This is a genomic window from Hymenobacter psoromatis (assembly GCA_001596155.1).
GTDB lineage: Bacteria > Bacteroidota > Bacteroidia > Cytophagales > Hymenobacteraceae > Hymenobacter.
In genome coordinates this window covers 5,119,767-5,131,993 of the sequence record CP014771.1, presented here as the reverse complement: position 1 = coordinate 5,131,993, position 12,227 = coordinate 5,119,767, and the positions used below count along the sequence as shown (strand labels likewise).

Annotated in this window: 11 protein-coding genes and 2 pseudogenes; 1 reads left to right on the top strand and 12 read right to left on the bottom strand. The window is 63.7% G+C overall.

What is annotated here, in order from left to right; all coding sequences use genetic code 11:
* Positions 1-210: 210 nt before the first annotated feature.
* Positions 211-522, bottom strand: coding sequence for a transcriptional regulator (locus tag A0257_21810; protein AMR29467.1), 312 nt, complete (start codon positions 520-522; stop codon positions 211-213).
* Positions 523-611: 89 nt separating this feature from the next.
* Between A0257_21810 and A0257_21805 the strand changes: the two genes are divergently transcribed.
* Complete coding sequence (locus tag A0257_21805) at positions 612-842, top strand: hypothetical protein (GenBank protein ID AMR29466.1); 231 nt, start codon at positions 612-614, stop codon at positions 840-842.
* Between the two features lie 101 nt (positions 843-943).
* Here A0257_21805 and A0257_21800 read toward each other — a convergent pair whose 3' ends face one another.
* From A0257_21800 to A0257_21750, 11 genes and pseudogenes are all read right to left on the bottom strand, one after another.
* The gene (locus A0257_21800) at positions 944-3,487 is read right to left on the bottom strand and encodes an alpha-glucan phosphorylase (GenBank protein ID AMR29903.1); all 2,544 of its coding nucleotides are present in this window, start codon (positions 3,485-3,487) and stop codon (positions 944-946) included.
* Positions 3,488-3,526: 39 nt separating this feature from the next.
* On the bottom strand, positions 3,527-5,173 hold the full coding sequence (locus tag A0257_21795; protein ID AMR29465.1) for a phosphoglucomutase, alpha-D-glucose phosphate-specific: 1,647 nt from the start codon (positions 5,171-5,173) through the stop codon (positions 3,527-3,529).
* A gap of 143 nt (positions 5,174-5,316) precedes the next feature.
* Positions 5,317-6,225, bottom strand: a complete 909-nt coding sequence (locus A0257_21790; protein AMR29464.1) for a F0F1 ATP synthase subunit gamma — start codon at positions 6,223-6,225, stop codon at positions 5,317-5,319.
* Positions 6,226-6,412: 187 nt separating this feature from the next.
* Positions 6,413-7,930, bottom strand: a pseudogene (locus A0257_21785) (F0F1 ATP synthase subunit alpha).
* A 145-nt stretch (positions 7,931-8,075) separates the two neighbouring features.
* Positions 8,076-8,825 (bottom strand): annotated as a pseudogene (locus A0257_21780) (F0F1 ATP synthase subunit B).
* 10 nt (positions 8,826-8,835) lie between these two features.
* Entirely contained in the window at positions 8,836-9,111 is a 276-nt protein-coding gene (locus tag A0257_21775) for a F0F1 ATP synthase subunit C (GenBank protein AMR29463.1), read from the bottom strand.
* 33 nt (positions 9,112-9,144) lie between these two features.
* Positions 9,145-9,843 (bottom strand): F0F1 ATP synthase subunit A, encoded by a 699-nt coding sequence (locus A0257_21770; GenBank protein AMR29462.1) that lies wholly within the window; start codon positions 9,841-9,843, stop codon positions 9,145-9,147.
* A complete protein-coding gene (locus A0257_21765; GenBank protein ID AMR29461.1) occupies positions 9,833-10,150 on the bottom strand; it encodes a hypothetical protein in 318 nt (105 codons plus the stop codon). The genes A0257_21770 and A0257_21765 overlap by 11 nt, the downstream gene beginning before the upstream one ends.
* Positions 10,143-10,478, bottom strand: a complete 336-nt coding sequence (locus A0257_21760; protein ID AMR29460.1) for a hypothetical protein — start codon at positions 10,476-10,478, stop codon at positions 10,143-10,145. Before A0257_21760 ends, A0257_21765 begins: the two co-directional genes overlap by 8 nt.
* 2 nt (positions 10,479-10,480) lie before the next feature.
* Positions 10,481-10,885, bottom strand: a complete 405-nt coding sequence (locus A0257_21755) for a F0F1 ATP synthase subunit epsilon (GenBank protein ID AMR29459.1) — start codon at positions 10,883-10,885, stop codon at positions 10,481-10,483.
* 239 nt (positions 10,886-11,124) lie between these two features.
* Complete coding sequence (locus A0257_21750) at positions 11,125-12,123, bottom strand: fructose-bisphosphate aldolase (GenBank protein AMR29458.1); 999 nt, start codon at positions 12,121-12,123, stop codon at positions 11,125-11,127.
* Positions 12,124-12,227 lie beyond the last annotated feature (104 nt).

Sequence of the window (12,227 nt, the reverse complement as noted above, 5' to 3'; positions counted from 1 at the left end):
ATAACAGAGGCCGAAAAACGGTATAGCCAGTCTTGTCACGATTTGTAAACGAACGTTTATGTTGAGGGAGAACTCCGCGAAACGAGTCTAACACTGTTCGCCGCTCTGCTACCCCCGCCTCAGTGCTGCCAGCGAATGTGCTGGTTCTCTAGGGGCACGGCGATGTCTTCGTAGGCGGGTAGGACGCGGGCCGTGAAGTAAGTCACTGCGCTACGATTGGAAATTGATTGCCAGCGAAATACGCCCCCCTAATCCTACTTCCACAATTCGCTGTAAGGTAGATAGACGTACTTCTTTGACATTGTTCTCGATTTTGGAGATGTACGACTTGGAGGTACCGGTTTTTTCGGCTAGTTCTGCCTGGGTCAGGCCGCGCTCCAGCCGGGCCTCGTGCAGCAAGGTTCCTAACTTGAAGTTTTCGTACCCGGCCTCCAGTTCTTCGCGTTTCGTTGCGCCGCGTGGGCCGTACTGCTTATCCTTGAACTCGTTCAGGGTAGTCACGCTATTTTTTTTCTTGCTCATATGCTTGTTTGATTTTCAGGGCTTTTTCGATTTCTGCTTTTGGCGTCTTCTGACTTTTCTTCTGAAAACCATTCGCTAAGACGACCAGCTTGCCTCCATCGAAAAAGGCAGAAGATGCGGAAAATGTCACTGGCCAGTTGAACGCGTATTTCATACAGGCCCTCGGTGCCTTCCAGGTGCTTGAGGTAGGTTTCGGGTATTCGGTCTACTTCTTCAAGCAGTTCAAGCGTCCAGATGATTTTGGCTTTCACCTTATCACGCTGCCGCAGGAAAAACTGCTCGAAGTAGCCTTTGTAGAAGATGACGGTTCGGCACTTTGAGCTATTGCTCACGGCACAAAACTACAAAAGTTGCCCATAAGTGCAACTTTTGTAGTTTTAAAGAAGAATTCACTCCGCTAATTCCTGGATGCCTCCGCGCCTTAGTGCTGCCAGCGAATGTGCTGGTCCTCCAGCGGCACGGCGATGCCTTCGTAGGCGGGCAGGATGCGGGCCGTGAAATCACCGGCGGGGCGGGTCGTGGTGACGAGCGCCTGGTAGGGGTAGTGGCCGTCGGCATCGGGGGCCGCGTCCGGCTTTAGCGGGATTCGCAGGGGCGCGGCCCCGTTGAGGCCCGTCGCGTACAGCTCTACCAGCACCTGGGCGGGGGTAAGCGCCCCCAGCCGGACTGGTATTTGAAACCGGTAGCCGCCAGCGACGGTATCCGTTTGCACCTGGCCGAATTCCAGCTTATCCCACTCACTAGCAATCTGCTGGCGTTGCTGCACGATGGCCGCCCCGGCCGCGCCTTGGTTGGTGGCGCGCTGGGCGTAGCGGGTGGCGGCGGGCAGGTAGTAGCTTTCCGTGTACTCGCGCACGGTGCGGTTGGCCGAGAACTGCGGCGTGAGGGTGGCCATGCTTTGGCGCATCCGCTCGACCCAGCGCACGGGGATGCCGTGGGCGTCGCGGGCGTAGAACTCGGGCACCACCTGGGTTTCGAGTAGGGTGTAGAGCGCGTCGGCCTCGGCGGCGTCCCAGGCGGGGTCGTCGCCGTGCTCCTGGCCGTCGCCGATGGCCCAGCCCACTGCGGGGGTGTAGGCTTCGGCCCACCAGCCGTCCAGCTCCGAGAGGTTGAGGCCGCCATTCACGAGCACCTTCATGCCGCTGGTGCCGCTGGCTTCCCAGGGCCGGCGGGGCGTGTTCAGCCACACATCCACGCCCTGCACCAGGTGCTCGGCCATGAGCATATCATAATCACTCAGAAAAACCACGTGCTGATGCAGCTGGTGCTGGTCAACAAACTGTATCCACCGCTGAATCAGAATTTTACTACCCTCGTCGAAGGGCGGGGCCTTGCCGGCCAGCACCAGCTGCACGGGCTGCGCGCGGTTGGTGAGCAGGCGGACGAACCGCTCGGGGTCGTGCAGCAGCAGGTCGGGCCGCTTGTAGTCCACGAAGCGGCGGGCAAAGCCCAGCATCAACGTATTGTCGTCGAATACCTTACCAGCAATATCAACCAGCCCTGGCGGGTAGCCCGCCACAGTGAACTGCCGGGCCAGCCGCTCGCGGGTGTAGGCCACCAGCGCCTGGCGGCAGCTGGTCGCCAGCTGCCACAAGTCGGCGTCGGGCACCTGGCCGATGTGCTGGGCCAGCGCGGTCAGGTCGCCGCGCCACCGGTCTTTGCCGCAGGCGGTGGTCCAGATGGCATCGGCGGCCTCGGCATCCCAGCTGGGCATATGCACGCCGTTGGTAACGTAGCCTATCGGCACCTCCTCGACGGGCCAGCGCGGAAACAGCCCGCTAAACAGCTGCCGGCTCACCTGCCCGTGCAGCTTGCTCACCCCATTGATGCCCCCGCAGCCCCGAATGGCCAGAAAAGCCATGTTGAAGCTCTCCGAGGAATCGGCGGGGCGCTGGCGGCCCAGCGCCAGCAGGGTATCCAGGTCGATACCCAGCTCCTGCCGGGCGTAGTCGCCCAAAAACTGGTTCATCAGGGCCGGACTGAAGTGGTCGAAGCCCGCCGCCACGGCCGTGTGGGTGGTAAAGTGGTTGCCGGGGCGCGTCACGGCCAGCGCCGCCTCAAAGGCGAGGCCGGTTTCCCGCATCAAGGTCTTGGCCCGCTCCAGCACCACGAAGGCCGCGTGGCCTTCGTTGAGGTGGCACACGTCGGGCCGGATACCCAGGGCTTGCAGCACGCGCCAGCCCCCGATGCCGAGAATAATTTCCTGCTGAATGCGCTGCTCCATGCCCCCGCCGTACAGCTCGGTCGTGACGCCCCGGTGCTGCGGCAGGTTGGCCGGGTCGTTGCTATCAAGCAGATACAGCATCACGTCGCCCACCTTCGCCTGCCAGATGCGCAGCCACACCGGAAAGCCCGACAGGGTAATCCGTAGCCGCAGCCACTCCCCATTGGGCAGCCGCAGCGGGGTAATGGGCAGCTGGCCGGGGTCGTTGTACGGAAACAGCGCCTGCTGCATCCCCTGGCGGTCAATTTCCTGCCGAAAGTAGCCCTGCTGGTACAGCAGCCCTACCCCCACCACGGGCACGCCCAGGTCGCTGGCCGTTTTCAGCTGGTCGCCGGCCACGTTGCCCAGCCCGCCCACGTAAATGGGCAGCGCCTCGCTCAGCATATACTCCATGCTGAAATAGGCCACGCAGGTCAGGGGCGAGTTCGGGTGCTGCTCCTGAAACCACTTGGGGCGGTCGGTGGCCTGCTGCTTTTGCGTCATCAGGGCCGCCATCTGGCCTTGGAAGGCCGGGTCGGCGAGGCGCTGCTCCAGCACTTCACGCGAGGCGGTTTGCAGCACCACCCAAGGGTTGTGGGTGCGGTCCCACAGCTCAGTGTCGAGCTGCTGCCAGAGCGTATCGGCCGCGTGGTTCCACGACCATTGCAGGTCGAGGGCCAGCTCGGTCAGGGTGTCGAGGCCGGGTAGCTCGGTGGGTAGGAAGCCGTGGCTTCGGCTGAAATTTGGGCTGTCCGTAGTCATAGGGGTTGGGGTCACGCGGAGGGCGACACTGTTACTAAATCAGGATTTCGCCAAAGTGGCATCCACCATTTCCTGGGCCTGCGCCATAATCTTAGCAAGGTGCTCAGCGCCCAGAAAGCTCTCGCCATAAATCTTATAAATGGCCTCCGTGCCCGAGGGGCGGGCGGCAAACCACCCGTTCTGGGTCGTTACTTTCAGGCCGCCGATAGGCGCGTGGTTGCCGGGGGCCTGGGTCAGGATAGCGGTTATTTTCTCGCCGGCCAGCTCGGTGCTGGTTACCTCGCTGGCGGTGAGGGCCGCGAGCTTTTGCTGCTGGGCCGGCGTGGCCGGGGCCTCCGCCAGCTTGGTTACCGGGTCGCCCAGCTCGTGGGTGATAGCTTGGTACAGCTCGCCGGGGTCGTGGCCCAGGCGCGCCGTCATTTCGGCCGCTAGCAGGGCCGGGATGAACCCGTCTTTGTCGGTGGTCCAGACCTGGCCATTACGGCGCAAAAACGCGGCCCCGGCGCTTTCCTCGGCCGCAAACCCCAGGGAGCCATCAAGCAGGCCCGCCGCAAACCACTTGAAGCCGACGGGCGTTTCAAACACCCGGCGGCCCAGCCGGGTCGCCGCCCGTTCGAGCAGCTGGCTGGTAACCACCGACTTGCCCACGGCTGCGCCCCCGCCCCAGTCGGGCCGGTGCCGAAACAGGTAGTCCACGCACACGGTGAGGTAATGGTTGGGGGGTAGCAGGCCGTGGCTGCGGGTCACGATGCCGTGCCGGTCGTGGTCGGTGTCGCAGGCAAAGGCGATGTCGAACTTGTCCTTCAGCTTAATGAGGCTCTGCATGGCGTAGGGCGAGGACGGGTCCATCCGAATCTGCCCGTCCCAGTCCACCGTCATGAAGCGGAAAGTGGGGTCCACGGTCTGGTTAACCACCGTGAGGTTGAGCCGGTAGTGCGCCCCGATGGCCCCCCAGTAATGCACCCCGGCCCCGCCCAGCGGGTCCACGCCCAGGTGCAGGCTACCCCCCCGGATAACGTCCATATCGAGCACGTTGCCCAGGTCGGCAATATAGGTATTGAGGTAGTCGTGCGTCTGGGTGGTAGCGGCCCGCCGGGCTTTTTCCAGCAACATGCGCTGCACTCCTTTTAAGTTATTGGTCAGCAGCTCGTTGGACTTGGCTTCAATCCACTCCGTCACGGCCGTGGCGGCCCCGCCGCCCTGGGGCGGGTTGTACTTAAAGCCACCGTCGTGGGGCGGGTTGTGCGAGGGCGTAATCACGATGCCATCGGCCCAGCCGTGTTTCCTACCCTGGTTATAGCCCACGATGGCGTGCGAAATAACCGGCGTGGGCGTGTACTCGCCGTCGGCGGCCAGCCGGACCGTTACCCCATTAGCGGCCAGTACTTCGAGGGCCGTATTGAGGGCTGGCACCGAAAGCGCGTGGGTATCCAGGCCCATAAACAGCGGGCCGTCAATCTGATGCGCTTTCCGGTAGAGGCAAATGCTCTGGGTAATGGCCAGGATGTGGTCTTCGTTGAAGGACCGGGTGAAGGACGAGCCGCGGTGCCCGGACGTGCCAAACGCCACGCGCTGGGCCGGCACCGCCGGGTCCGGCTTATCGGTGTAGTAGGCCGCGACGAGTCGGGGCACGTTGACCAGGATATCGGGCGGGGCCGGCTTGCCGGCCAAAGGGCTTAGCTGCATGAGGAGGGGTAGGGTTGCCTGATTAGCCGCTGGTCGGTAACCGCGAGAGCCGGCGGGTAAAAGCAGAATAAAATTACGTCCCGGCCGGTGCGGCCAGCCTGACGAAAATCAGCCAAAGGGGTGACAATTGACAGCTTCTCGCCCTACCGCCCCGCGCGCCCCTTGTCCTTTTTCAACGCCTCAAACCCCGAAACCACGTCGAACAGCTCTTCGTCAATGGCGCTCTGCCGCTGGCGGTAATACTGGTGCGACATATTATCGAGCAGGGAGTTGATGTTTTTTTCGGCCCGCTGCATGGCTTGCAGGCGGCTGGCGTTCTCACTGGCCAATGATTCGGCGCAAGCCTTGAACAGGGACACAAACAGCAACTCGTGTAGCAGGGCTGCCAGCGTGGGCGGCCGGCCGCCCGCCACCTGGGGCGCTAGCTTGGTGGGCCAGGTGAGCTTTGCGATGTCGGCCCGCCATTGGGCATCCAGCGGCAGCAGGCGCTGCTGCACGGGCTGATAGCCAGCGGCTGGGGTGGGCTGGTTGTGAAAGACGTAGAACTCCGTCAACTCGCCTTTGGCCAGGTTTTGCTGGGCCTGGAGCAGCAGCTTACCCACCAGCGGCGTAACGGCCTTGAGCGAGCTGGGCACGCTGAACCGGGTGGTAACCGGCAGGCCGTGGTCAGTCAGCAGCTGTTGCACCCGCTCGCCCACGCCCCATACTTCCTTCGGGCCGGGCAGGGCGTGCAGGGCCTGGGCCACGAAGTCGGCCAGCGAGCTGTTGAAGGAACCCACCAGGCCCTGGTCGGACCCAAAAACCAGGGCGCAAATGCGGGGCGGGGGAGCCTTTGGAGGCGCTGGCTTCGGGGCGTCCAAAGGCTCGCGGGGCTCCGAGGCGAAGTAGGCCACCAGGCCCAGCGCCACGGTTTGGTAGTACTCCGCGAGGGAGCTTACTGCCGCTTCATACTGGCTGATATTGGCCGCCGCCATTGCTTTCATGGCCCGCACCACGGATTTAATATCCTGGGCACCCGCCATTTTGTGGGTCAGTTGTAGCAGCGTTTCCATAAGTAGTTCAGCACAATTGATTTTGCAAAAAGGCCGTCATGCTCAGCTGGTTTTGCCAGATTACTTATCAGGCCGGGGGCTTGGAGTCCGCCGGGGGTGGAGGCTTAGAGGCCGCCGGGGGCGGGGGCGTGGGAGCCGCCGGGGGCGGGGGCTTGGAGTCCGCCGGAGGTGGCGGCGGGGCCGGGGGCTGAAAAGGGGCCAGCACCGTTTTGGCGTTGGCCAGCAGGGCATCGTGGTCGGCTGGGAGCAGGGGCTTTTCGGAGGCTAGGCGCTGGAGTAGGTCGGGGGGTAGGGCCTGGCTGCTTTGGATGAGCTGGGCCTGGGCATCGGGCATTTTCTCCAGGGGCACCTGGTCGAAGTAGCCGCTGGTGAGGGCCAGCAGCACCACCAGCTGCTCGGTTACCGCCAGCGGGCGCAGCTCCGACTGCTTGAGCCACTGGCGGATGCGCTGGCCGTGGTCGATAACGGTTTGCGTGTGCGCATCGAGCCGGGTGCCGAAGCGGGCGTAGTTTTCCAACTCCTCAAACTGCGCGTAGTCCAGCTTGAGCGAGCCGGTGGCGGCGCGGTAGGCGGGCAGCTGGGCCACGCCGCCCACCCGCGACACGGATTTGCCCACATCGACGGCCGGCAGAATGCCCGCCTCAAACAGCTTGGGCGAGAGGTAAATCTGGCCGTCGGTGATGGAAATGAGGTTGGTCGGAATGTAGGCCGAGATGTTCTGGGCTTCGGTTTCGATGACGGGTAGGGCCGTGAGCGAGCCGCCGCCCAGCGCCGGGCTCAGGTGCGTGGACCGCTCCAACAGGCGCGAGTGGATGTAGAAAATATCGCCCGGAAATGCCTCCCGCCCCGGCGGCCGCCGCAGCAGCAGCGACAGCTCGCGGTAGGCGCGGGCGTGGTGGGTGAGGTCATCGTACACGATGAGCACGTCGCGGCCCTGCTCCATAAAGTGCTCGGCTATGCTGGTGGCCGCGTAGGGCGCAATGTATTCGAGGCCCGGCGCGTCGTTGCCTTCCGCCACCAGCACCACGGTGTAGGCCATTGCCTGGTGCTTGCGGAGGATGGCAATCAGCTTGGCCACCGCCGAGGCCCGCTGCCCGATGGCGCAGTACACGCACAACACGTTCTTACCCTGCTGGTTGAGAATGGTATCGAGAGCAATGGCGGTTTTGCCGGTCTGCCGGTCACCCAGAATCAGCTCGCGCTGGCCCCGCCCAATGGGAATGAGGGCATCGAGCACCTTGAGGCCGGTTTGCAGCGGCGTATCGACCGCGGCCCGGTCCATGATGGCCGCGGCCGGCCGCTCGATGGGCAGGCGCGTGGCGGTGCGGATGGGCGGCCGCTCGTCCAGCGGCTCGCCCAGCGGATTGATGACTCGGCCGAGCAGCGCGTCGCCCACCGGCACGTCCATGACGCGGCCCGTGCGCGCCACCTCGTCGCCCACGCTCACCCGCGAGTCCTCGCCCAGCAGGATAACCCCGATTTCGTCGGCATCCAGGTTGTAGGCAATGCCAAACAGGCCGCTGGGAAACGTCAGCAGCTCCTCAAAGCCCGCCCCCGGCAGCCCAGCCACCCGCACTACCCCCGCCGACACGCTGATAACCGTGCCCAGCTCGCGGGGCACCAGCGCGGGCACAAACGCCTCGCTGGCCCGTACTACCTCGGCAAAAACGTCGCTCAAAGCCTCGGGCAGCTTACTTGACGACATAGGGCTTGGGTTTAGGGTGCGGGGCAGGGGCAGGGGTAGGTGCGGGAGCCTTGGCGTGAACTGCGGCGTGAGCCGGCGCGGGGGCCTGGTCAGAAGCCGCCTTGGGAGCTGGGTCAGAGGCTAGCTTGGCGGCTGGGTCGGGGGCCGATTTGGGGGTCGGCGTGGCTTTTTCCAGCGCCACCAGGTAGTCGGCTACGTCCCAGGCCAGCTTAAAGCCATTCGCGTTCAAGCTAATACCACTGATGAGGGCCGGGTTGGCCGTAAACTCCAGGTCCGGGGCCGCCCCCAGCAGGGCCACCAGCGCTGTTTTAATGGTCGCCTGCTGCTTCGGGGTGAGGGCGGATGCGCTCTGCACCTGCATCGGCTTTTTATTGGTTTGAAACGCGGCGACCAGGGGCTGCTTGTCGTGGTCGCTCAGCGCGTGCAGGCGCTGCACGAATACGTCCACGGCCTGGGCTTCCAGGTTCACCGAGGCCAGGTCGGCCAGTGCTTTTTTGGCCACCGCAAAAACGGTTTGCCGGGTCTGCCGGGCCAGGTCGGCCTGCTGGGTAGCCTGGCTTTCCTGCAAGTCTTTCTGCTGCTTGGCGCGCTGGTCATCGGCCTCCTGGCGGCCGGCGGCCAATAGCTTCTGGCGCTGGGCCTCGGCATCGTTCGTGGCGGCCGTCAGCAGGGCCTGCTTTTGCGCGTCGAAGTCCGCGGTTTTCTTCGTCAGCTCGTCGTGAGCGGCTTTGGCTTCGTCCTTTTGAGTTTTGGCGGCTTTGAGCTGCGCCGAAATCTTCTTCTCGCGCTGGTCCATCGCGGCCAGGATGGGAGCGTACAAAAAGCGCCGCATCAACCACACCAGCAGGGCGAAGTTAAGGAGCTGTGCAATGACCGTGAACCAGTTGATTTTCATGACCGTCGCGTTATTTATGGCCCGCGATGACGTGGTTCCAGAACGGGTTGGCGAAAATGAGAATCATCGACACCACGAAGCAGTAGATGGCGGTCGATTCAATCATGGCCAGGCCCACGAACAGGGTGCGCGTAATGGTCGAGGAGGCATCGGGCTGCTGGGCCAGCGCACTCATGGCCGCGGCCACCGCCTTGCCCTCGCTCAGGGCCGGCGTTATGATGCCAATGGAGGTAGTGAAGCCGGCCATGATGATGGAAATCATGGCAATAGTGGTGAGACTATCCATAAAATTTTGGTGTTTAAGTGGGGGTAACGGGGGTTATTTAGCAGGAGCAGCCACGGGCTGGTCGGCGGGAGTTTTAGTGACGGCCGCCGCGATATAAACCGTGGCCAGAATGGCGAAAATATACGCCTGCACCATGCCCGTGAGCAGCCCCAACAAACTCATAAGCACCGGAAAAAACAGGGGCGCGATACTCAGCAGAATGGCCACAATCAGACCCCCGCTCATGATGTTACCAAACAGCCGGACGGCCAACGCCAACGTGCGCGAAGCCTCGGTGATGAGGTTGAAGGGCAGCATGATAAAGGTGGGCTGCACGTAGGTTTTCAGGTAATGGCGCAGGCCCGTTTGCGAGATGCTGAACGCCGGCACGGCCAGAAACACCGCCAGCGCCAGCGCCACCGTGGTCGAGAGCGAGCCGGTGGGGGCCTGGTAGTAGGGCAGTACGATGCCGAAATTGGCCAGGGCGATAAACAGAAACAGGGTGCCGATGAAGCCGATGTACCGGGCCGGCTGCGGCAGGCCCACCTGCTCGATTTGGGTGTTAATGCCCGACACGATTAGTTCGAGCGCACACTGCCAACGGGCCGGGTGGAGGCCGGTTTTCAGGTGGCGGGTGCCCCAGGCGGCGGCCCCCACCATCAGCAGCATAATGCCCCAGGTGGTCACCAGCGTGAGGTTAATGGTCACGAAACCGTGCTGCCAGAAGACAACTTCATCCGAGCTAAGATGCATGGGGTAGGGGGCTAGGGATGGGAGGGGTAGGGGGCATTGCCGGCCGGGTGCCGGCCGCCACCAAATAGCGCGCGGCCACGAAGCCGACCAGGCAGGCGAGCAGCGCCCGCCAGTCGCCCCCACGCCCCACCAGGTAAAACCCCGCCCCCACGCTCCCCGCGCGCAGCCAAAAGCTGCCCAGCACCCACAGGGCCGGCACGCGGGAGGCCAGGCTGAGCCGCACCGTCAGCCAGAGGCCGTAGAAAAACAGGGTGCCCAGGGCCAGGCCGGCGACCAGGGCCAGGGCCATTCTAACGGGTTCAGTCATCGGTTTTGGGAGTTGATTTTGAAGGGGGAGTTTCTTTATCTTCCTGCTTCACCCAGAACCACGCCATGCCGCACCCCAGCACCAGGCCCGCCAGCAGCAGCGTAAGGGTCCAGGACAAGGGGGCGGGCGCGGGCTCGTGCTTATCGAGCCACACGCCCAGGGCCGCGCCGGCCAGCGTGGGCACCACCACCGTCCAGCCCACGGTGCCAAACAGGCTCAGGCCCTGCCAGATAACGGGGCTATCGTCGGGCGGGGCCTGGCGCTTGCGGCGGGCCTTCTCGCCCACCAGGCGACTAAAGGCGGTTTCGGGGGGGGTAGGGGGCTTCATGGCTAGGTGGGGCGATATTTTTCGAGCCGGGCGATGAAGCCGCTTTCCAGCTGCGCCATCACCCGGCGGTTGGTGCGCTCGGTGGCTTCCTGCGCCACAAACTGCTTATCGACCGCCGCCTGGAGCTGCGCCAAATCGGAGCCGCCCAGCGCCTGCCGCACCGCCACCGACACCTGCGCCCCGGCCTTAGTCAGCACGCCTTCATCCACCGCCACGTACTGCTCGGCGCTGTTTTCAGTCTGGTAAGTCAAAATGCCGGGCACCAGCGCCGCCACGCAGTCGAGGCGGTGGGGTAGCAGGCCATACGCGCCCTCACTCGTCTCAAACACCACGCGGCGCACCCCCGCCACATCGAGAAAAACCTCGGACGGCAGCAGCACTTTCAGGTGCATCAGGTCATCGCTCATGGGTAGGGGATTAGTTGATGTTTTATTAATCAGTATTTTATAAAAATCATCCGTCATGCTCATCTGGCGTCCGCTTGTCGAAGCCTCTCTACCGCTTCATTCGCGCCGTTCAATGAAGCGGTAGAGAGGCTTCGACAAGCGGACGCCAGATGAGCATAATATGCTTTATATCAAACTAATTATCAACCGGTACTTACCAATAATTTGTTTGCCCTGCTTTTACGGGAATAGCCACTGCCCTACCCTACCCCCACCGCCGCGTGGTTGCGGCGCACCTGCTTCAGCAGCGCCTGCTGGGCAGCAGCTACATTAGCCGCCTGCCCGGCCCAGATTTCCAGGGCCGGCTGTTGCAACGCCCGGCCAAACGAGAACGTGAGCGCCCACGGCAGCCGGCCGGCAAACCGCTCGTGCATGGCCGCCAGGTGGCGCGTGGCCTCCTCGGGCGACTGCCCACCCGACAAAAACGCCACGCCCGGCACGGCCGCCGGCACCGTGCGTAGCAGGCACTGCACGGTAGCGTCGGCCACCTGGGCGGTGGTGGCCCGCTCGGGGTTGTCGGCCCCGGCCAGTACCATGCTGGGTTTCAATAGTATCCCTTCCAAAGCCACGCCCTGGGTGCGCAGCTGGTTAAATACCTCGTGCAGCACGTCTGCGGTCACGGCGGCGCACCGGGCCAGGGAGTGCGGGCCGGTCAGCAGCACTTCGGGCTCCACGATGGGCACCAGGCCGGCCTCCTGGCACAGGGCGGCGTAGCGGGCCAGGGCGTGAGCATTAGCCGAGATGGCGGCCCGGCTGGGCAAGTTGGGGCCGATGGTGAGCACCGCCCGCCACTTGGCGAAGCGGGCCCCCATTTTCACGTATTCGGTCAGGCGCGGGCGCAGGCCGTCGAGCCCTTCGGTCACCTGCTCGCCGGGGAAGCCGGCCAGCTCGTGCGCGCCCAGGTCCACCTTAATGCCGGGGATGATGCCCGCCTGCTGCAAGATTTCCACGAAGGAAACGCCCGCCGTGGTGTGCTGCCGGATGGTTTCATCAAACAGAATGGCCCCGCTGAGGCCCTCGGCCAGGCCCGGCGTGGTCACCAGCAGCTCGCGGTAGGCGCGGCGGGCTTCCACGGTTTGCGGAATGCCCGCCGCGGCGAAGCGGGTGTTGCAGGTGTCAGTGCTTTCGTCCATCGCCAGCAGGCCCTTGCCGGGGGCCATTAGCGCCTGCGCGGTGGTAGTTAAGGTGGTTAGGTTCATGATGTTATTATTTATAAAGAAAGGTGGTCATGCTGAGCCTGTCGAAGCATCTCTACCGCGTAAGTAATCCTAACTTTAGACGTTAGTTACGCGGCAGAGATGCT